Annotated in this window: 14 protein-coding genes; 12 read left to right on the plus strand and 2 right to left on the minus strand. The window is 61.6% G+C overall.

Going from position 1 to position 20,363, the window contains the following annotated elements; genetic code table 11:
- Window positions 1-99 precede the first annotated feature (99 nt).
- A complete protein-coding gene (locus tag U8L64_RS15040) occupies window positions 100-2,322 on the minus strand; it encodes a primosomal protein N' (RefSeq protein WP_234303217.1) in 2,223 nt (740 codons plus the stop codon).
- 173 nt (window positions 2,323-2,495) lie between these two features.
- On the opposite strand from U8L64_RS15040, the gene rpmE reads away from it, so the two are divergent.
- From rpmE to U8L64_RS15055, 3 genes are all read left to right on the plus strand, one after another.
- On the plus strand, window positions 2,496-2,708 hold the full coding sequence (gene rpmE, locus U8L64_RS15045; RefSeq protein ID WP_008568318.1) for a 50S ribosomal protein L31: 213 nt from the start codon (window positions 2,496-2,498) through the stop codon (window positions 2,706-2,708).
- 37 nt (window positions 2,709-2,745) lie between these two features.
- Window positions 2,746-3,519 carry a thermonuclease family protein gene (locus U8L64_RS15050; RefSeq protein ID WP_231736811.1) on the plus strand — a complete coding sequence of 258 codons (774 nt, stop codon included), beginning with the start codon at window positions 2,746-2,748 and terminating at the stop codon, window positions 3,517-3,519.
- 147 nt (window positions 3,520-3,666) lie between these two features.
- Window positions 3,667-4,935, plus strand: a complete 1,269-nt coding sequence (locus tag U8L64_RS15055) for a malic enzyme-like NAD(P)-binding protein (protein WP_008568316.1) — start codon at window positions 3,667-3,669, stop codon at window positions 4,933-4,935.
- 65 nt (window positions 4,936-5,000) lie between these two features.
- Here the strand turns inward: U8L64_RS15055 and U8L64_RS15060 are convergent, their stop codons facing one another.
- On the minus strand, window positions 5,001-7,400 hold the full coding sequence (locus tag U8L64_RS15060) for a penicillin-binding protein 1A (protein ID WP_333398157.1): 2,400 nt from the start codon (window positions 7,398-7,400) through the stop codon (window positions 5,001-5,003).
- Window positions 7,401-7,578: 178 nt separating this feature from the next.
- Here U8L64_RS15060 and U8L64_RS15065 point away from each other — a divergent pair, with 178 nt between their 5' ends.
- The 9 genes from U8L64_RS15065 to gltB all read left to right on the plus strand — a co-directional run bounded on the left by U8L64_RS15065 (window position 7,579) and on the right by gltB (window position 20,350).
- The gene (locus U8L64_RS15065) at window positions 7,579-8,643 is read left to right on the plus strand and encodes a pilus assembly protein PilM (protein ID WP_043297919.1); all 1,065 of its coding nucleotides are present in this window, start codon (window positions 7,579-7,581) and stop codon (window positions 8,641-8,643) included.
- The gene (pilN, locus tag U8L64_RS15070) at window positions 8,643-9,215 is read left to right on the plus strand and encodes a type 4a pilus biogenesis protein PilN (protein WP_077682695.1); all 573 of its coding nucleotides are present in this window, start codon (window positions 8,643-8,645) and stop codon (window positions 9,213-9,215) included. The genes U8L64_RS15065 and pilN overlap by 1 nt, the downstream gene beginning before the upstream one ends.
- Window positions 9,212-9,835, plus strand: a complete 624-nt coding sequence (gene pilO / locus U8L64_RS15075; RefSeq protein ID WP_156716153.1) for a type 4a pilus biogenesis protein PilO — start codon at window positions 9,212-9,214, stop codon at window positions 9,833-9,835. Before pilN ends, pilO begins: the two co-directional genes overlap by 4 nt.
- Complete coding sequence (gene pilP, locus U8L64_RS15080) at window positions 9,832-10,359, plus strand: type 4a pilus biogenesis lipoprotein PilP (RefSeq protein ID WP_333398158.1); 528 nt, start codon at window positions 9,832-9,834, stop codon at window positions 10,357-10,359. The genes pilO and pilP overlap by 4 nt, the downstream gene beginning before the upstream one ends.
- A gap of 55 nt (window positions 10,360-10,414) precedes the next feature.
- A complete protein-coding gene (pilQ, locus tag U8L64_RS15085; RefSeq protein WP_333398159.1) occupies window positions 10,415-12,490 on the plus strand; it encodes a type IV pilus secretin PilQ family protein in 2,076 nt (691 codons plus the stop codon).
- A 4-nt stretch (window positions 12,491-12,494) separates the two neighbouring features.
- The gene (gene aroK, locus U8L64_RS15090; protein ID WP_333398160.1) at window positions 12,495-13,040 is read left to right on the plus strand and encodes a shikimate kinase AroK; all 546 of its coding nucleotides are present in this window, start codon (window positions 12,495-12,497) and stop codon (window positions 13,038-13,040) included.
- 20 nt (window positions 13,041-13,060) lie between these two features.
- The gene (gene aroB / locus U8L64_RS15095; RefSeq protein ID WP_333398161.1) at window positions 13,061-14,164 is read left to right on the plus strand and encodes a 3-dehydroquinate synthase; all 1,104 of its coding nucleotides are present in this window, start codon (window positions 13,061-13,063) and stop codon (window positions 14,162-14,164) included.
- 9 nt (window positions 14,165-14,173) lie between these two features.
- Entirely contained in the window at window positions 14,174-15,727 is a 1,554-nt protein-coding gene (locus tag U8L64_RS15100) for an AAA family ATPase (protein WP_333398162.1), read from the plus strand.
- Window positions 15,728-15,904: 177 nt separating this feature from the next.
- Window positions 15,905-20,350 carry a glutamate synthase large subunit gene (gltB, locus tag U8L64_RS15105; protein ID WP_043298836.1) on the plus strand — a complete coding sequence of 1,482 codons (4,446 nt, stop codon included), beginning with the start codon at window positions 15,905-15,907 and terminating at the stop codon, window positions 20,348-20,350.
- Window positions 20,351-20,363 lie beyond the last annotated feature (13 nt).

Here is a 20,363-nt window from a genome sequence, read left to right on the forward strand (position 1 = left end):
CGGCTCGGTCGGGCGGGCTTGCGCGAAAACCCGGCATTATAGAAGCAGCGACAAGCTTCAGGCCACCGGTGGCAAGCCACCGCCGGCGTCCCCCTGCCGCTAGAAAAGATCGATCGGATCGACATCCAGCGACCAGCGCACCGCCCGTCCGCCCGGCAGCTGCTCGAGCTGCACCAGCCAGGCGCTCATCAGGCGGTGCAGTGGCGCGCGGCTGTTACCTTGCAGCAGCAGCTGTGCGCGATAGCGTCCGGCGCGGCGTTCCATCGGTGCGGGCACCGGGCCGAGCAGCTCGATGCCGCTGAGCTGCAGTTCGTCCAGTAGTCGTTCGGCCAGACTGCAGGCCTGTTCGAGAAATTCTTCCGCCTGACCCGGCCGGTGCGCTTCGGCCCGCAGCAGTGCGAGATGGCTGAACGGTGGCAGACCGGCGGCGCGCCGCTCGGAAAGCGCCTGCTCGGCGAAAGCGAAATAGCCTTGTTCGGTGAGCTGCACGAGCAGCGGATGATCGGCCAGATGGGTCTGAATGATCACGCGCCCGGGTTCCTCGGCGCGTCCGGCGCGTCCGGCGACCTGGACGATCAGCTGCGCCATGCGTTCGCTGGCGCGAAAATCGGCGGAGAACAACCCGCCATCGGCGTCCAGGATCGCCACCAGCGTCACCCGCGGGAAATGGTGGCCCTTGGCGAGCATCTGTGTGCCGACCAGCAGACACGGCTCTCCGCGGTTGATGGTGCCGAACAGCTGCTCCATCGCGCCCTTGCGCGCGGTGCTGTCGCGATCGATGCGCAGCACCGGGTAATCGGGAAAGAGAATGCCGAGCCGCTCCTCGGCGCGTTCGGTACCGGCGCCCACCGGGCGCAGATCGACCTTGGCGCACTGTGGGCAATTGCTCGGCGGGCGTTCGACATGTCCGCAATGGTGGCAGCGCAGTTCGTGGTGGCGCTGGTGCAGGGTCATGCGCGCATCGCAGCGCGGGCACTGGCTGAGCCAGCCGCAGTCGTGGCACAGCAGTGTGGGGGCGAAGCCGCGGCGGTTGAGGAACACCAGCACTTGCTGGCCGGCCGCCAGGGTCTGCGCGATCGCCTGCTGCAGCGGGCCGGAGATGCCTGAATCGAGTGGGCGGCTCTTGACGTCCAGGCGCAGGAAACGTGGTGGCTGGGCGCCACCGGCGCGACGGGTCAGCTTGAGCAGGGCGTAGCGGCCAGCGTGGGCGTTGTGCAGGCTCTCCAGCGACGGCGTGGCCGAGCCGAGCACGATCGGCAGATTCTCCTGGCGGGCGCGCAGCAGGGCGAGGTCGCGGGCGTGGTAGCGCAGCCCCTCCTGCTGTTTATAGGAGGCGTCGTGTTCCTCATCGATGATGATAAGGCCGGGGTTCTTCAGCGGCGTGAACAGCGCAGAGCGCGTACCGATGACGATATCCGCTTCGCCGTCGCGTGCTGCGAGCCAGGCATCCAGGCGCTCGCGGTCGTTCACGCTGGAGTGCAGCAGGGCGATGCGGGCGTTGAAGCGCTGCTCGAAGCGCGCCAGCGTCTGCGGCCCGAGATTGATTTCCGGAATCAGCACCAGTGCCTGTTTGCCGGCGGCGAGCACCTGATGGATCAGCTGCAGATAGACCTCGGTCTTGCCGCTGCCGGTAACGCCGGCGAGTAGAAACGCTTGGAAGCCGCCCAGTCCGGCACGGATGGCCTCGAAGGCCGCGCGCTGTTCGCTGTTGAGTGCCAGCTCCGATTGCAGCAGCCAACTGCCGCTGTGGCTGCGCGACTGGCTGCGGCGCCGGCTGTCGATGCGCAGCAGGCGTTTGTCCAGCAACAGTTCGAGGCTGTCGCGGTTCAGCTGCAGCTTGCCGAGCAGGCTGTGCGGTACGCCGTGCGGGTGCTGGGCGATGGTCTTGAGCGCTTCACGCTGGCGCGGCGCGCGTGCCAGGCGCGGATCGTCGGCGCGGGCGCCTTCGGCCAGCTGCCAGAAACGCTCCTGCCGCGCTTCCGCCGCCTCGCCCTGACGCAGCAGTGCCGGCAATGCCCAGCTGAAGGTGTCGCCCAGGCTATGCTGGTAATACTGGGCGGCCCACAGACAGAGTCGGAACAATGCGACCGGCAGCAGCGGCTGGCGGTCGAGCAGTTCGAGTGCCGGCTTGAGCTTCGCCTCCGGCACTTCACTGTGGTCGGACAGCTCGACCAGTACGCCCACCACCTCGCGCCGGCCGAAGGGCACGCGCAGGCGCACCCCCGGTTGCAGCGCGGCGATTGCGCAGCCGGCCGGCGGCAGATAGTCGAACAGGCGGCGCAGCGGCGAGGGTAGGGCCAGGCGAAGGATGGTCGTGGGCACGCGGCAATCCCTGGAGAGCGGGCGCCGATGGTAAACGATCGCCGCGCGCGCCGCTGCTTTGGCGGCCACGGCCCGCGCTTGCATCACCCGAATGCTCTGGTATCATTCGCGCCCTAATTCGTGCGGTACTCGGCATAGGGTCGGGTGGCGGCACGCAATCCAGAGGATTCATCATGAAAGCCGATATCCATCCGAACTACGTCGAAATCGACGCCACCTGCAGCTGCGGCAACGTCATCAAGACTCGCTCCACGCTGGGCAAGAACCTGAACATCGACGTGTGCTCCGAATGCCACCCGTTCTACACCGGCAAGCAGAAGGTACTGGATACCGGCGGCCGTATCGATCGCTTCAAGCAGCGTTTCGGTGTGTTCGGCGCCAAGTAAGCTGGCGTATCGAGAACTTATGCAGTTCTCCGAGTGCATGAAAAAGGCGTCCCTGGTGGGCGCCTTTTTCGTTTCCGTCACCTGCAGCTTGTCGGTGCAGGCTTTCTGTCCGGCACCGGAGCGCCTGCCCCAGTTCGCGGTAGCTCAGGTCATCGATGGCGATACCCTGCGCCTGACCGACGGCCGCAGCGTCCGCCTGATTGGCCTTAACACGCCGGAGTTGGGGCGTAAGGGGCGTGCCGCCGAGCCGCTGGCAGACGCGGCGCGTAGCCATCTGCAGCAACTGGTGAAGGCCAGTGACGGCCGGCTCGGTCTGCGCATGGGGGGCGAAGCGCGCGATCGCTACGGTCGCGTGCTGGCGCATGCTTATGATGCGCAGGGAAACAACTTGGAGGCAGCATTGCTGGCGCAGGGGCTCGGCTTCTTCGTCGCGGTGGCGCCCAATACCGAACTGGTCGACTGCCATCGTGCTGCCGAGGCGCAGGCGCGCCAACAGCATCGAGGTCTCTGGAAGCGACCGCTGCTGCGCCAGGCGCGGGAAATTCGCGCCGGCGGCTTCGCTCTGGTCGAAGGGCGGGTCGAGCGCGTCGAGCGCAACCGCGGGGGGCTGTGGATCGAGCTTGACGGACCGCTGGTGCTGCACGTGCCGCTACGCGATGTCGCAGCGTTCGCTGCGGTGCAGGCGTCGCTGCGAGGTGCGCGAATCGAGGCGCGCGGCTGGGTGGTCGATCGTGGCTCGCGGACGCGCCGCGATCAGGCGCGCTGGCTGATGCGGCTGTCTCATCCGGCGGCGCTTGTCGTTCGTCCGTGAGAAAACGCCGTTTAGCCTGGCATTTATTCCCTAAAAGTCGCAGTCGTCAGCGCTTGACACTCTCCTCTTGGCTCGCTTGTGACGGCGCGCGCTCTTGGCGTATGCTCGACCGCCTGTCTGTCCCAGAAAAAACAAGCGGAAATGCCAATGACTGACCTGAAAACCGCCGCTCTCGACTACCATTCCCAGCCGCGTCCGGGAAAACTGAGTGTCGAGCTGACCAAGCCTACCGCCACCGCCCGCGATCTGTCGCTGGCCTACAGTCCAGGTGTTGCCGCTCCCGTACGAGAAATCGCTCGTGATCCCGAGCTGGCCTACCGCTATACCGGCAAGGGCAATCTGGTCGCTGTGATCTCCGACGGTACCGCGATTCTCGGTCTGGGCAACCTCGGCCCGCTGGCCTCCAAGCCGGTGATGGAGGGCAAGGGTGTGCTGTTCAAGCGCTTCGCCGGCGTCGATGTGTTCGACATCGAGGTGGACGCCGAAAGCCCGCAGGCCTTCATCGACACTGTCAAGCGCATCTCGATCACCTTCGGTGGTATTAACCTGGAAGACATCAAAGCGCCCGAGTGCTTCGAGATCGAGCGCGCGCTTATCGAGCAGTGCGATATTCCAGTCTTCCATGACGATCAGCACGGCACGGCCATCGTGACCGCGGCGGGCATGCTCAACGCGTTGGAGATCGCTGGCAAGACCATCGAAGAGGCAAAAATTGTTTGCCTCGGCGCCGGCGCTGCCGCGACGTCCTGCATGAAGCTGCTGGTCAGCATCGGCGCGAAGATCGAGAACATCTTCATGGTCGACCGCAAGGGCGTGATTCATGCCGGTCGTGACGATCTCAACCAGTACAAGGCGATCTTTGCCCACGAAACCGACAAGCGCACGCTGGACGATGCGCTGGACGGCGCCGATGTGTTCGTCGGCCTGTCCGGGGCCAATCTGCTGAGTGCCGAGGGTCTCAAGCGCATGGCGGCCGATCCGATCGTTTTCGCTTGCTCCAATCCGGATCCGGAGATCAGTCCCGAGCTGGCGCACGCCACCCGTTCCGACGTCATTATGGCCACCGGTCGTTCGGACTACCCGAATCAGGTTAACAACGTGCTTGGCTTCCCGTTCATCTTCCGCGGTGCGCTGGACGTGCGTGCGACCCGCATCAACGAGGAAATGAAGATCGCTGCGGCGCTCGCCCTGCGTGATCTGGCGAAGCTGCCGGTGCCGGCGGAAGTCGCGGCTGCCTATGGCGTGTCCGACCTGCAGTTCGGTCGCGAGTACATCATTCCGAAACCGATGGACCCGCGTCTGATCACGCTGGTATCGGACGCGGTTGCCAAGGCGGCAATCGACAGCGGCGTGGCGACGTTGCCCTATCCGTCGAACTACCCGCTCAAGTCGGTCAACGACGTATTCAACGGCTGATCCCGACCTGAATGAAAAAGCCCCGCAGATTCTGCGGGGCTTTTTTGTTTGGGGTCGAAGGGGTTCTAGAACAGGTCGATCGGCGCCGCTTCGCTGGCTGGCAAAGGGCTGCCAGGCACCGGCGCGCCGGGCTCGAGTTCGCTCATCGAGGGGGGCGAGTCTTCGCTTTTGAATAGCTCGAAATATGCATTCGGCGTCGACGGTGTTGCTGCACGGCCGCTCTGCGGATCGACCCGTAGTGTCAGCAGCCCGGCGGGCTCGGCTGGCAAATGTTCTGGAAGATCTTTGAGCACGGTTCCCATGTACTTCATCCAGATGGGCAATGCCACGGTGCCGCCGTACTCGTGCCGGCCTAGACTCTGTGGCTGATCGAAGCCGGCCCAGACCGTCGTCACCAGATCCGCGTTGTAGCCCGAGAACCAGCTGTCGATCGAATCGTTGGTAGTGCCGGTCTTACCGGCTAAGTCGTGGCGGCCGAGCGCCAGCGCGCGCCGGCCGGTACCGCGAGTGATCACGTCCTGCAACATGCTGGTCATGATATAGGCGGTTCGTTCATCGATGATCTGCTCGGCAGTGCGGGGGGGCGTGTCCGCCTCCGCAGGTGCGACTTGGTCCGTACTGACGGTGGCCGCGTTCGGCGCATCCGGAACACGGGTGGGGTTGGCGGCGAAGACCTGCTGGCCTTCGCGATCCTCGACGCGCTCGATGAGATAGGGCTCGATCTTGTAGCCCCCGTTGGCGAACACGGTCCAGCCGGTAGCGATCTCCATCGGTGTGAGCGTCGCGGTGCCCAGCGCCAGCGAAAGGTTGCGTGGCAGATCCTGCGCTTGGAAGCCGAAACGGCTGATGTAGTCGATGGTGTAATCGATGCCAATGCTTTGCAGTAGCCGGATCGAAACGAGGTTACGCGACTTATATAGCGCCTCGCGCATGCGGATAGGACCGAGGAAGGTGTTGTTGTCGTTCTTCGGTCGCCAGATGCGATCCATCCCTTCTTCCACGAAGACGATTGGCGAGTCGTTAACGAGCGTGGCGGCGGTGTAGCCCGCGTCGAGCGCGGCGCTGTAGACGAAGGGTTTGAAGCTCGAGCCCGGCTGGCGTTTGGCCTGGATCGCACGGTTATATTTGCTTTGACCGAACGAAAAACCACCGGCCAATGCTTCGATGGAGCCGTCGACGGGATCCAGCGATACCAGCGCTGCCTGTGCGACTGGAACCTGGCTAAAGGTGGCACTCTCGCCATCGAGACGGATGCGAATCAGGTCGCCACGCGCCACGACATCGGCAGGTCGCTGGGGGCGAGGACCCAGGCTGTTGGTGGCCAGAAACGGCCGGGCCCATTTCATGCTCTCCCAGCTCACCGCGTGTTCGCTGCCGTCACGCAACAGCACCTTGATCCCTTCGCCGCCGACCTGGCTGACGATTGCCGGGAGCAGGCCGGAAAGTGCGCGATGCTGCGCCAGTTCTTCAAGCCAGACAGCTGGTGTCTTGTCACCCAGGCGAGCCTCGGGACCCCGGTACCCGTGGCGTTGGTCGTATTCGATCAGGCCTTCGAACAACGCCCGATTGGCGGCCTGTTGCCGCTCACTGCTGACGGTGGTGTAGACGCGAAAGCCATCGGTATAGGCTGCACTGCCGAAGCGGCCGACCATCTCCGCGCGTGCCATTTCGGCGATGTAGGCTGCATCCAGCTCCGGCGCAGCGCCATGGTAGCGTGCGGTTTCGGACTCAGCGATGGCTTGCTGGTAGCTGGCCTCATCGATCGAGCCCAATCGATACATGCGACCCAGAATCCAGTCGCGGCGCTCCTTGCTGCGAGCGGGATTGACCAGTGGATTGAACGCCGAGGGGGCTTTGGGTAGGCCGGCAATCATCGCCTTCTGAGCGAGGGTCAGCTCGCCGATCGATTTACCGTAATAGACCTGCGCCGCCGCCTCGATACCGTAGGCGCGATGACCCAGGTAGATCTTGTTCACGTAGAGCTCGAGAATTTCGTTCTTGGTGAGCTCGCGCTCGATCTGCAGGGCCAGCAGAATTTCATTGATCTTGCGGGAAAAGCTGCGCTCGCTAGTCAGGAAGAAGTTCTTGGCGACCTGCATGGTGATAGTGCTGCCGCCGGTCTGAATGTGGCCGCTCTTCAATAATTGCGCGGCAGCGCGCAGCAGCCCGGTGACGTCGACGCCATAATGATTTGCGAAATTGTCGTCTTCGGCGGCCAGCAGCGCCTGGATGAAGTCGCTGGGAATCTCCTCGAAGCGAACAGGAGAACGACGCATTTCCCCGAACTCCGCAATGAGCTTGTCATCGGCGCTGTAGACCCGCAGCGGGATCTGCAGCTGGATGCTGCGTAGCGAATCCACGGACGGCAGGTTCGGACTCAGATAGAGAAAAGCACCGCTGAGGCTGAGCGCAAATGCGCAAAAAAGTGCAAGGCAAGACCAGAAGAGAAACTTCAGAAAGCGCATCGGGGTTCTTGAAATCCAGAATATAGGAGGGCGCCGCAGGCGATGCTGAAAGGGAAAAACCGGTCACATTATAAGCGGTTTTTTTGTCAGCTAGCCATTTGCGCTTCTGTCAAGGCTGTAATCTAATGTGGATAACCATAATTAATCCGTAAGTCGCGGATAAAATAGGAAATTGGTCGTGCTAGGGCTCTTCACGAAGAAAGCGAACACGCTACTTGGGATCGATATTAGTTCGACATCCGTCAAGCTCCTCGAATTGAGCCGCTCGGGTAATCGCTATCGGGTGGAGGCTTACGCCGTTGAGCCATTACCGCCGAATGCCGTCGTCGAGAAGAATATCGTCGAGCTCGAGGGTGTCGGTCAGGCGCTGCAGCGTGTTGTCGCCAGGGCCAAGGTAAGCGTCAAGCAGGCGGCGGTTGCCGTGTCTGGCTCGGCGGTCATTACCAAGAGCATCGAGATGGAGTCCGGCCTCTCGGACGATGAGTTGGAAAATCAGCTAAAGATCGAGGCGGATCAGTACATCCCTTACCCCCTTGAAGAGGTAGCCATCGACTTCGAGGTACAGGGTCCTGCCGCGCGTTCGCCCGGACGTGTAGAAGTGCTGTTGGCAGCCTGTCGCAAAGAAAACGTCGAGATTCGCGAGGCCGCCCTTGCGCTGGCGGGCCTAACTGCGAAGGTGGTGGATGTCGAGGCCTATGCGCTGGAGCGCTCCTACGGCCTGCTTGCTCCGATGTTGGCAGGTGCGCAGGGCGAGCTGACAGTGGCTGTCGTTGATATCGGTGCCACCATGACAACTCTAAGCGTGTTGCACAACGGACGCACCATCTATACGCGCGAGCAACTATTCGGCGGCCGTCAGCTGACCGAAGAGATTCAGCGGCGTTATGGTTTGTCCGTTGAGGAAGCTGGTTTGGCCAAGAAACAGGGTGGTCTTCCAGATGACTACGACAGCGAGGTGTTGCAGCCGTTCAAGGAGGCGGTGGTGCAACAGGTCTCGCGTTCGCTGCAGTTCTTTTTCGCCGCCGGCCAATTCCATGATGTGGATTACATTTTGCTGGCCGGCGGTACGGCGTCGCTGCCAGGACTCGATCGTCTGATCCAGCAGAAGATCGGTACTCAGACTCTAGTCGCCAATCCCTTTGCCGATATGTCGCTGAGTAACAAGGTCAACGCAGGAGCGCTGGCCAGTGATGCACCGGCGCTGATGATTGCGTGTGGCTTGGCGATGAGGAGTTTCGACTGATGGCACGGATCAACCTGCTTCCCTGGCGCGAGCAGCTGCGCGAGGAGCGTAAGCAGCGCTTCCTGGCGACGCTGGCCGGTGTGCTTCTGCTCGCGGGTGGACTGGTCTTCCTCGGTGATCGTTATTTTCAAGGTGCTATCGAGTATCAGAACGCGCGTAACGACTTCGTGCGCAAGGAGATTGCTGTGCTCGATGCGCGTATCAAGGAGATCAGAGAGCTGAAAGAGCGGCGCCAGCAGCTTCTGGAGCGCATGAAGATCATTCAGGATCTACAAGGCAATCGACCGGTTATCGGTCGTGTGTTCGATCAGTTGGTGCGCACCTTGCCCGATGGCGTCTATTTCACCGGCTTGAAGATGACCGGGAAGAACATCGCCATCGTCGGCGCTGCCGAATCGAATAATCGGGTTTCCAACCTGATGCGCAATCTCGATGGGTCAGATTGGCTTGATGCGCCGAACCTCACTGAGGTCAAGGCGGTCACCGCGGGCGCGGTGGATCAGGAAAACGTGTTCCAGCTTACGGTGCAACAGACGCAGCCTGGCGTCGCCACGGAAGGAGGCAAGCCATGAGTCTGGCCGATTCGCTGGAAAGTCTGCGCAAGGTCGATCTGGCAGAACTGGATCTCAACAACCTCGGCTCCTGGCCCGGGCCTGTTAAGGTCATTGCCTCGGTACTTCTGCTGTCGGTCGTACTTGCGTTGGGTTACTACTTTCATTTGAAGGACCTGCAGACGAGTCTTGAGCAGCAGCAGGCTCAGGAGGAAACGCTGAAGCAGCAGTTCTCGACGAAGGCGTTCCAGGCGGCGAATCTGGAAGCCTACCGAGAGCAAATGGCTGAAATGGAAACTTCTTTTGGTGCGCTGTTGCGTCAACTGCCTAGCGATACGGAAGTTCCCGGTTTACTTGAGGATATAACTCGCACCGGGTTGGGAAGTGGCCTGGAGTTCGAGGAGATAAAGCTACAGCCGGAAGTTGTTCAGCAATTCTATATAGAGCTCCCCATACAAATAAAAGTAGTGGGTGGCTATCACGATTTGGCGACGTTTGTGAGCGGCGTTGCAAGCTTGCCACGTATCGTCACGTTGCATGATTTTGAGATCAAGACGGAAAAAGCGGATACCTCCAACAAGTTGCGCATGAGTATTTTGGCCAAGACTTATCGCTATAACGACAAGGGGCTGCAAAAATGAAAAAAGCCCGTTTCGCCGTATTGGGCTTGGGTCTGCTAGCGCTGACAGGTTGTGGCGACGGATCCGATTTATCCGATTTGCAGCAGTATCTCGACGAGGTGCGAGCCCGACCGAAAGGCTCGATCGAGCCTCTTCCAGCATTTGTTCCATACGAGGCCTTCACCTATAGCGCAGCCGCCCTGCGTCATCCATTCCAGCCGCCGGTGAAAATAGACCTGGCGCAGCGAGAAAAGGGGTCCAAGGATATTCGTCCGGACGAGACCCGGATCAAGCAGTTCCTCGAAGGTTTCAATATTGAAAATTTCGTCATGGTTGGAACATTGGCTAACGGTGACGGCCGATTCGCCTTGGTCAAAGGGGGGGATGGCGTTCATCGCGTTAAGGTCGGTGATTACTTGGGACGAAACCACGGTCGCATCGTCGATATCACTGATGCGGAGATCGAGGTGCTGGAGATAGTTCCGGATGGCGAGGGTGGGTGGCTAGAGCGCCCGCGCAGTTTGAATTTGAAAGAGCGCACCTGAGCGCGGGGCAACAAGAATGGAAAACCTGTACCGGTCTGCACAACGGAAGAACTCTATGAATAGCACCGTCTCGCGTCTTGGTGTCGCATTGTTGGCGCTCCTGGCCGCCCCGGCTCTGCTGGCTGCCAACCTCAACGCGTTGGATGTTGCAGCGCTGCCCGGTGATCGTGTCGAACTCAAGCTGGCGTTCGACGAGCCGGTGAATGAGCCACATGGCTATACGCTCGAGCAGCCGGCGCGCATTGCGCTGGATTTGCCCGGCGTGTCCAACAAGCTGGGTGTGAAGAATCGTGAGTTGGGAGTAGGTAATGCTCGCAGCGTTACGGTTGTTGAGGCGCAAGGGCGTACCCGTCTGATCGTCAACCTGACGACCCTGGTGCCCTACTCGACGCGCATCGAGGGCAGCAACCTGTTCGTTGTGCTCGGCGAATCCTCGGCGCCGGGTGCCGTATCCAATTCCGCCGTGGCTGCCCCGGTAGCTACGCCAGCGCCTTCTAAGCCACTGCTAACGAGCAAGGCAATCAACAACATCGATTTTCGGCGCGGCGAAGATGGCGCCGGTAATGTAATCATCACGCTTTCCGATCCTTCGATCAGTTCAAATATCGAAGAGCAGAGCGGGAAGATCCACGTTTCGTTTGCCAAAACTCAGTTGCCTGAGGCTTTGCGGGTTCGTCTGGACGTGCAGGATTTCGCTACTCCAGTGAAGTTCGTCGATGCGACTACACAGGGTGGTGGTGCAGCTATCGCCATTGAACCTACAGGTCGCTACGACTATCTGGCCTATCAGACCGATGACAAGCTGACGATCAGCATCAAACCGCTGACCGAAGACGAGGCGCAGAAACGCAAGGCAGAGCGCTTTGCCTATTCGGGCGAGAAATTGTCGCTCAACTTCCAGGACATTGATGTCCGCTCCGTACTGCAGTTGATTGCAGACTTTACCGATCTCAATTTGGTCGCCAGCGATACGGTGCAGGGCAACATCACTCTACGGTTGCAGAATGTGCCGTGGGACCAGGCTCTTGATCTGGTCCTCAAGACCAAGGGGCTGGACAAGCGGCAGGTTGGCAATGTGCTGCTGGTCGCGCCGGCTGATGAGATTGCAGCGCGCGAGCGCCAAGAACTTGAGTCGCAGCGGCAGATTGCCGAACTCGCTCCGCTGCGTCGGGAGGTGGTACAGGTCAACTACGCCAAGGCAGCCGATATTGCCAAGCTCTTCCAGTCAGTGACCAACACCGAGGGACAGGTGGACGAGCGTGGCTCCATTGCCGTCGATGATCGAACCAACAATATCATTGCCTACCAGACGCAAGATCGGCTGGATGAATTGCGGCGTATCGTTGCGCAATTGGACATTCCGGTGCGTCAGGTGATGATCGAGGCACGTATCGTTGAAGCCAACGTGGATTACGACAAGAGTTTGGGGGTCCGCTGGGGTGGTACCCAGATTTTTGCTAACGGCCGCGGTGCCGTATACGGCAGTGACGACTTCGGTGATGAGGGCGGCGACGCCGGCGAAGATAGTAACGGCAACTATCCGTTCGTCGATCTGGGAGTTACCAACCGTACCGCAGGTATTGGTATCGGCTATGTGACTGACAACCTGATCCTTGATCTCGAACTTTCGGCCATGGAAAAGTCGGGCAATGGTGAAATCGTTTCCCAGCCCAAGGTAGTGACCTCCGATAAAGAGACGGCAAAGATTCTAAAGGGTTCTGAAATCCCCTATCAGGAAGCTAGCTCCAGCGGAGCGACCAGTACATCGTTCAAGGAGGCGGTGCTGTCACTGGAGGTGACCCCGCAAATTACGCCCGACAACCGCATTATCATGGAGGTAAAGGTCACCAAGGATGCCCCCGACTTTGCAAACGCGCTCAATGATGTTCCGCCTATCAATAAGAACGAAGTAAATGCCAAAGTATTGGTCAACGATGGTGAAACCATTGTGATCGGTGGTGTTTTCTCGAACACCCAGAGTCGGTCAGTCGACAAGGTGCCCTTACTGGGTGACCTGCCGTTCCTCGGTCGCCTGTTCCGTCGCGATACTGTTACGGAGGAGAAATCGGAGCTGTTGGTGTTCCTTACTCCGCGTATAGTTAACAACAACGCCGTAGCTGTGAGTCGTTAACTGGGTGCAGAATCTGATCCTCGTAGGCCCGATGGGAGCTGGCAAGAGCACCATCGGGCGTTTGCTTGCCAAAGAGTTGCGCTTGCCGTTCAAGGACTCGGACAAGGAGATCGAGCAGCGCACTGGCGCCAGTATCCCCCTGATTTTCGATGTGGAAGGTGAAGGCGGCTTCCGTGAGCGCGAGCACGCCGCCATTGCCGACCTTTGCATGTTGAACGGAGTAGTGCTGGCTACGGGTGGGGGCGCTGTGTTGCGGGAGGACAATCGTCGCGCATTGCGCTCCGGTGGACAGGTCGTTTATCTGTGCACGTCCGTGGAGCAGCAGCTGGAGCGAACTTCCAGGGATCGTAATCGTCCGCTCCTGCAGGCCGCAGATCCACGGGCTGTGTTGGAGACTCTCATGGCCGTTCGCGATCCGCTTTATCGAGAGATCGCTGACATCGTGGTGGAAACCGATGAGCGTCCGCCGCGACTGGTGGTGACGGAAATTCTCGATCGGCTTCACGCACTCCGGCACCGTGAAAGCCGTGACGGAACTGCGCTATCCTAGCCTCCTTTTTTGGAGGCCTCATGCAGACACTTCAGGTCGATCTCGGCGAGCGCAGTTATCCGATAGAAATTGGCGAGCAACTACTGGACCGCGCCGATTTGCTGTCCGCTCGAATCCGCGGCAAGCAGGTGGCGATCGTCACCAACGAGACCGTTGCGCCGCTGTATCTGGATCGACTGGCGCGTTCGTTGAGTGCTTTCTCGGTCACGCCGATCATTCTTCCTGATGGCGAAGCCCACAAGAATTGGCAGACGTTGCAGCTGATCTTCGATGGCCTGCTCGGCGCGCGACATGACCGCGGTACCACGATCGTCGCGCTGGGCGGCGGTGTGATCGGCGATATGGCCGGCTATGCTGCGGCCAGCTATCAGCGGGGCGTCGACTTCATCCAGGTGCCGACGACCTTGTTGTCGCAGGTTGACTCTTCGGTCGGCGGTAAGACCGGGATCAATCATCCGCTGGGCAAGAACATGATCGGTGCGTTCTACCAGCCACGCGCGGTGATCATCGATACGACTACGCTAGGCACATTGCCGGCTCGTGAGCTATCAGCCGGACTCGCGGAAGTGATCAAGTATGGCCTGATCTGCGATGCGCCTTTCCTAGGGTGGTTGGAGGCTCATATCGAAGGCCTGCGCGCGCTGGACCCGCAGCTGTTGAGCGAGGCCATCTACCGTTCCTGTGCCGCCAAGGCGCGCGTAGTGGGGGCGGACGAGAGGGAGTCGGGAGTCCGTGCCATTCTGAATCTGGGGCATACCTTTGGACATGCCATCGAGACACATCAGGGCTATGGTGCCTGGCTGCATGGTGAGGCAGTGTCTGCAGGCACGGTGATGGCGCTGGAGATGTCGCGCCAGCTGGGCTGGATCGAAACTGCTGAGCGTGACCGTGCGATCCGCCTCTTGGTGCGCGCGGGTTTGCCGGTCGTACCGCCGCAGGATATGGAGACGTCGGACTTCCTGCAGCACATGGCGGTCGACAAGAAGGTTCTCGACGGCAAGTTGCGGCTAGTGCTGCTCAAGAAGCTCGGTGAGGCCGTCGTGACTGGCGATTTTCCCCGGATGGCGCTGGAAGACACGTTGCGCGTCGACTATGGGGCGCTGACGCAACATTTAGGAGCGTAAGAAATTTCCATGACCAGTTTGTCTGCGGACGACTCGTTTCTGAATCATTACGGGTTCAGTCATGATCCTTTTGCCGCCCGTGTCCCGGGTTTCAAATTCTTTCCCGCTCAGCGCAAGCCTGTGCTGGGGCAGCTGCATCACCTGGCACGATACAGTCAGCTGCTATTGGTGGTGACCGGCCCGCAAGGGAGCGGCAAGACGCTGCTGCGCCAGGCGCTGGTCGCCAGCAGCAACAAGCAATCCGTGCAAAGCGTGGTGATTACGCCGCAGGAAACCGCAGATGCGGCCGCGATACTGCAGCAGGTGGCTCAGGCGCTGAACGTGCAGCGGAGCGATTTCGACGCGGTGATGGCGCAGATCGTCCAGTTGGCACTCACCGGCCAGGAGGTGTACCTGCTGGTCGATGATGCTGAGCGCCTCACCGGTGCGGCAATCGAGACACTGCTGCGCTTCGCGGCAGGCAGCCCGGAGGCACGGCCACACGTGTTTCTGTTTGGCGAGCCGGCGCTGGTTGGGCGGTTGGAGGCGCTCAGCGACGGACCGGGTGAGCGCTATCACGTCATCGCTCTGCAGCCTTACGAGGAGGACGAAACGCGTGAATACCTTGCTCAGCGTCTTGAGGGGGCGGGCAGTGGCCTGGAATGCCTGAGCGAGGAGCAAATCACGCGCGTTCATGAGCTGGCCGGCGGATGGCCTGGTGCAATTAACGAGGTTGCGCGAGAGGAACTGATCGAGGGTATGCAGGCGAACAAGAAGCGCTCGCGCGCTGGCGGTTTTTCCCTGCCTGTTCCGAGAAAACACCTGCTGGCAGTGCTTGCTGTGCTGGTCGTCGTTGGGCTGGCGTTGCTGTTTCGTGGCGCTGGGGAGCGGGATGCGGCGGCACCGAGCAGCACGGCGCTTCCGCTGGGCGGCGCACCGGCTGAATCACCAGCGACCGGTGAGGCCGCAATCGAGTTCGACGGTGCGGATCGGCCGGCGGCGCTGCCGCTGACAGGGGATGCCCAGCCGGTAATTCGTGAACCATTGGCCGCAGCAGCCGGAGGCGAGCAAGAGGATGGGGCGACCGACATGCAAAGCGATGTCGATTCACCCCGGCTGATGGATCCGGCGCCACTGCCACCGGCCGAGACGACACGCGAGCCTGTTATGGCACCGGCACCGGCACCGGCACCCGCACCGGCACCCGCACCCGCACCGATAGCGGCGCCTCCAGTTAGAACGCCCGTGCCGGCCCCGGCTCCTAAACCGGCGGCCCGGGCGAAGACGGCCACGAACGTGGCTGGAGGAAATTGGTACGCCAGCCAACCTAGCGGCAACTATCTGCTGCAGATTCTCGGAACGCGTAGCGAGCAGAGTGCGCAGGCGGTGATTGCCAAGCATGGTGCGAGCTACCGCTATTTCATCAAGCAGCACCAGGGTAAGCCGCTCTACGTAGTGACCTATGGCAGCTTCGCCAGCCGCACCGCAGCCACTGCGGCAATCAAGTCGCTACCGGCAGAACTGCAGTCGAGTAAACCGTGGGTTCGCAGCTTGGGTAGCGTCCAGCAGGAGATACGCAGGTAAGCAAAAATGCCCCAAAAAAGTGCGCAATGCACCGAATTGGGGCTTGCAAAAAAAAATTGTGTCGTTCCACGGTTGCTTTGTAAACTGCTCCCCCTTTCGCCCGCGTGAATGACGGGGCTCTCCTGTGCTCCGTCAGTAAGGGGTTGATTTACAACGCATTTAGCTGGTGGAGTGCCTATGAGAGCAGGTCTGTTTCGTCCTGAAGAGTTCAAGGATAACTGCGGCTTCGGTCTGATTGCCCACATGCAGGGCGAGGCAAGCCATCACCTGCTCAAAACCGCAATTGCGTCACTCACTTGCATGACTCACCGCGGCGGCATCAATGCCGACGGTAAGACCGGTGACGGCTGTGGCTTGCTGATGCAGAAGCCGGACGCTTTCCTCCGTGCCATGGCGCGCGAGCACTTTGCGACCGAGCTGCCGGATCAGTATGCGGTCGGCATGATCTTCCTCAGTCAGGACCCCAGCGAAGCCGACATCGCGCGCGCGCGCCTCAACGAAGAAGTTGCGGCACAAGGGCTGACGCTGGTCGGCTGGCGCGAAGTGCCGGTGGACACCAGCGTACTTGGCCGCCTCGCCCTCGAGCGTCTGCCGCGCATCGAGCAGATCTACGTGGCGGGCGCCGGCCTGTCCGAGCGTGATTTCGGTATCAAGCTGTTCTTCGCCCGCCGCCGGGCGGAGGTCGCGCTTGCCGACCGGGAGTTCTATGTCTGCAGCCTGTCGGACAAGGACATCATCTATAAAGGCCTGATGATGCCGGCCGATCTGGCGCAGTTCTATCCCGATCTCGGCGACGAGCGCCTGGCGACCGCGATCTGCGTATTCCACCAGCGTTTCTCGACTAACACCCTGCCGCGCTGGCCGCTGGCCCAGCCGTTCCGCTATCTCGCGCACAACGGTGAAATCAACACCATCACCGGCAACCGCAACTGGGCGCAGGCGCGGCGACTCAAGTTCGCCAACGAACTGTTACCGGATCTGGAAAGCCTGGCGCCGCTGATCAACCGCACCGGCTCCGACTCCTCTAGCATGGACAACATGCTCGAGTTGCTGGTCACCGGCGGCATGGACCTGTTCCGCAGCCTGCGCATGATCATTCCGCCAGCGTGGCAGAACGTCGAAACGATGGACGCCGATCTGCGCGCGTTCTACGAATACAACTCCATGCACATGGAGCCATGGGACGGCCCGGCCGGCGTGGTGCTGACCGACGGACGCCATGCGGTATGCCTGCTGGACCGAAACGGTCTGCGCCCGGCGCGCTGGGTGACGACGAAGAACGGTTATATCACCCTGGCTTCTGAGGTCGGTGTATGGGATTACCAGCCTGAGGATGTCATCGCCAAGGGCCGCGTCGGTCCGGGCCAGATTCTCGCCGTCGATACTCACACCGGTCAGATTCTGCACACCAGCGACATCGACAACCGCCTGAAAGCCCAGCATCCCTACAAGAAGTGGCTGCGCGGCACGGCGCTGCGCATTCAGTCGACCCTGGACGACAACGACCACGGCTCGGCAGTCTACGACGTCGACCAGCTCAAGCAGTACATGAAGATGTTCCAGGTCACCTTCGAGGAGCGTGATCAGGTGCTGCGTCCGCTGGCCGAGCAAGGTCAGGAAGCGGTCGGCTCGATGGGTGACGATACGCCGATGGCCGTGCTGTCGCGTCGCGTGCGTTCACCCTACGATTACTTCCGCCAGCAGTTCGCGCAGGTCACCAACCCACCGATCGACCCGCTGCGCGAAGCCATCGTCATGTCGCTGGAAACCTGCCTGGGGGCCGAGCGCAACGTCTTCGAGGAAACCGCCGATCACGCTAATCGCGCGATCCTGACCACGCCGGTGATTTCGCCGGCGAAGTGGCGAACCATCATGGAACTCGACCGCCCTGGTTTCGAGCGCCATTTCCTCGACCTGAACTACGACGAGAGCCTCGGCCTGGAGGCGGCGGTGCGCAACCTGGCCGAGCAGGCCGAGGAAGCGGTGCGTGCTGGCAAGGTTCTGCTGGTGCTCAGCGACCGCCACATCGCGCCGGGCAAGCTGCCGATGCACGCCTCGCTGGCGGTCGGTGCGGTGCACCATCGCCTGGTGGAAACCGGCCTGCGCTGCGATTGCAACATCCTGGTGGAAACCGCCACCGCGCGCGATCCGCACCATTTCGCGGTACTGATCGGCTTCGGTGCCACCGCCGTCTATCCGTTCCTCGCCTACGAGGTGCTCAGCGACCTGATTCGCACCGGTGAGGTACTCGGCGATCTGTACGAGGTGTTCAAGCACTACCGCAAGGGCATCTCCAAGGGCCTGCTGAAGATCATCTCGAAGATGGGCATCTCCACCATCGCGTCCTATCGCGGGGCGCAGCTGTTCGAGGCGATCGGACTGGCGGAAGAAGTGGTTGAACTCAGCTTCCGCGGCGTCGCCAGCCGCATCCAGGGCGCGCGTTTCGTCGATCTCGAGGCCGAGCAGAAGGCACTGGCGGACGAGGCCTGGAATAACCGCAAGGCGATCCAGCAAGGTGGTCTGCTGAAGTTCGTCCACGGTGGCGAATACCACGCCTACAACCCCGACGTGGTCGGCGCCCTGCAGGCGGCGGTGCAGTCGGGTGACTACGCCCGTTTCAAGGAATACAGCGCGCTGGTCGACAAGCGTCCGGTATCGATGTTGCGTGACCTGTTGGGCGTCAAGCTGGCGGAGCAGCCGCTGGCGCTGGAGGAAGTCGAGCCGCTGGATTCGATTCTCAAGCGTTTCGATTCCGCCGGCATCTCCTTGGGCGCCCTATCGCCCGAGGCGCACGAGGCGATCGCCGCGGCGATGAACCGCATCGGCGCGCGCTCCAACTCCGGCGAGGGTGGCGAGGATCCGGCACGCTACGGCACCGAGCGCAGCTCGAAGATCAAGCAGGTTGCCACCGGTCGCTTCGGCGTCACGCCGGAGTACCTGATCAACGCCGAGGTGCTGCAGATCAAGGTGGCTCAGGGCGCAAAGCCTGGCGAGGGCGGGCAACTGCCCGGGGGCAAGGTCAACGGCCTGATTGCCCGGCTGCGCTATGCCGTGCCAGGGGTGACGCTGATCTCGCCGCCGCCGCACCACGACATCTATTCCATCGAGGACTTGGCACAGCTGATCTTCGATCTCAAGCAGGTCAACCCTCGCGCGCTGGTGTCGGTCAAGCTGGTGGCCGAGCCGGGCGTCGGCACCATCGCCGCCGGCGTCGCCAAGGCCTACGCGGACCTGATCACCATCTCCGGTTATGACGGCGGTACCGGCGCCTCGCCGCTGACCTCGATCCGCTACGCCGGCTCGCCGTGGGAACTGGGTCTGGCTGAAACCCACCAGACCCTGCGCGGCAACGACCTGCGCGGGAAGGTGCGGGTGCAGACCGACGGCGGCCTCAAGACCGGCCTCGACGTGGTCAAGGCGGCGATCCTCGGCGCCGAGAGCTTCGGCTTCGGCACCGCGCCGATGATCGCGCTGGGCTGCAAGTACCTGCGCATCTGCCACCTGAACAACTGCGCCACCGGCATCGCCACGCAGAACGAGCAGCTGCGCAAGGATCACTTCATCGGCACCGTCGAGATGGTGGTCAACTTCTTCCAGTTCGTTGCCGAGGAAACTCGTGAGTGGCTGGCCAAGCTCGGCGTGCGCAGTCTCGGCGAGCTGATCGGGCGTACCGATCTGCTGGAAATCCTGCCCGGCGAAACCGCTAAGCAGGGCAACCTTGACCTGACTCCGCTGCTCGGCGGAAGCAATGTTCCGGCCGATAAACCGCAGTTCTGCGAGGTGGAGAAGAACCCGCCGTTCGATCAGGGCCTTCTGGCCGAGGAGATGGTGCGACTCGCCAAGGGTGCGATCGAAGCCAAGAGCGGCGGCGACTTCGAACTGGAAATCTGCAACTGCGATCGCTCGATTGGCGCGCGGGTATCCGGTGAAATTGCCCGCCTGCACGGCAACCAAGGCATGGCCACGGCGCCGATCACCTTCCGCTTCAAGGGCACGGCGGGGCAGAGCTTCGGCGTATGGAACGCCGGCGGCCTGAACCTCTATCTCGAAGGCGATGCCAACGACTACGTGGGCAAGGGCATGACCGGCGGCAAGCTGATCGTCACCCCGCCCAAGAACAGCGCCTATGCCTCGCAGGACTCCGCCATTATCGGCAACACCTGTCTGTATGGTGCCACCGGTGGCAAGCTGCTGGCGGCCGGTACGGCCGGTGAACGCTTCGCGGTGCGCAACTCCGGCGCGCATGCCGTGGTGGAAGGCACCGGCGATCACTGCTGCGAGTACATGACCGGTGGCTTCGTCTGCGTCCTGGGCAAGACCGGGCACAACTTCGGTTCCGGCATGACCGGCGGCTTCGCCTATGTGCTGGATATGGACAACAGCTTCATCGACCGGGTCAACAACGAGCTGGTGAACCTGCAACGCATCACCGGCGAAGCGATGGAGGCCTATCGCAGCCACCTGCACGGCGTGCTGCGCGAGTATGTCGCGGAAACCGCGAGCGAGTGGGGTGCCGAGCTGCTGGAGAATCTCGACGATTACCTGCGGCGCTTCTGGCTGGTGAAGCCGAAGGCGGCCAACCTGGCCTCGCTGCTGTCGAGCACTCGGGCCAACCCGCAATAACAAGCAGCTTCAA

This window comes from Pseudomonas sp. FIP_A4, from assembly GCF_036701605.1.
Classification (GTDB): domain Bacteria; phylum Pseudomonadota; class Gammaproteobacteria; order Pseudomonadales; family Pseudomonadaceae; genus Stutzerimonas; species Stutzerimonas phenolilytica.

Coding starts and splice junctions, on each gene's coding strand:
- gltB (WP_043298836.1), top strand. CDS start 15,905: ATGAGAGCAGGTCTGTTTCGTCCTGAAGAGTTCAAGGATAACTGCGGC.
- U8L64_RS15100 (WP_333398162.1), top strand. CDS start 14,174: ATGACCAGTTTGTCTGCGGACGACTCGTTTCTGAATCATTACGGGTTC.
- pilQ (WP_333398159.1), top strand. CDS start 10,415: ATGAATAGCACCGTCTCGCGTCTTGGTGTCGCATTGTTGGCGCTCCTG.
- rpmE (WP_008568318.1), top strand. CDS start 2,496: ATGAAAGCCGATATCCATCCGAACTACGTCGAAATCGACGCCACCTGC.
- U8L64_RS15060 (WP_333398157.1), bottom strand. CDS start 7,400: ATGCGCTTTCTGAAGTTTCTCTTCTGGTCTTGCCTTGCACTTTTTTGC.
- pilO (WP_156716153.1), top strand. CDS start 9,212: ATGAGTCTGGCCGATTCGCTGGAAAGTCTGCGCAAGGTCGATCTGGCA.
- pilN (WP_077682695.1), top strand. CDS start 8,643: ATGGCACGGATCAACCTGCTTCCCTGGCGCGAGCAGCTGCGCGAGGAG.
- pilP (WP_333398158.1), top strand. CDS start 9,832: ATGAAAAAAGCCCGTTTCGCCGTATTGGGCTTGGGTCTGCTAGCGCTG.
- aroB (WP_333398161.1), top strand. CDS start 13,061: ATGCAGACACTTCAGGTCGATCTCGGCGAGCGCAGTTATCCGATAGAA.
- U8L64_RS15055 (WP_008568316.1), top strand. CDS start 3,667: ATGACTGACCTGAAAACCGCCGCTCTCGACTACCATTCCCAGCCGCGT.
- U8L64_RS15050 (WP_231736811.1), top strand. CDS start 2,746: ATGAAAAAGGCGTCCCTGGTGGGCGCCTTTTTCGTTTCCGTCACCTGC.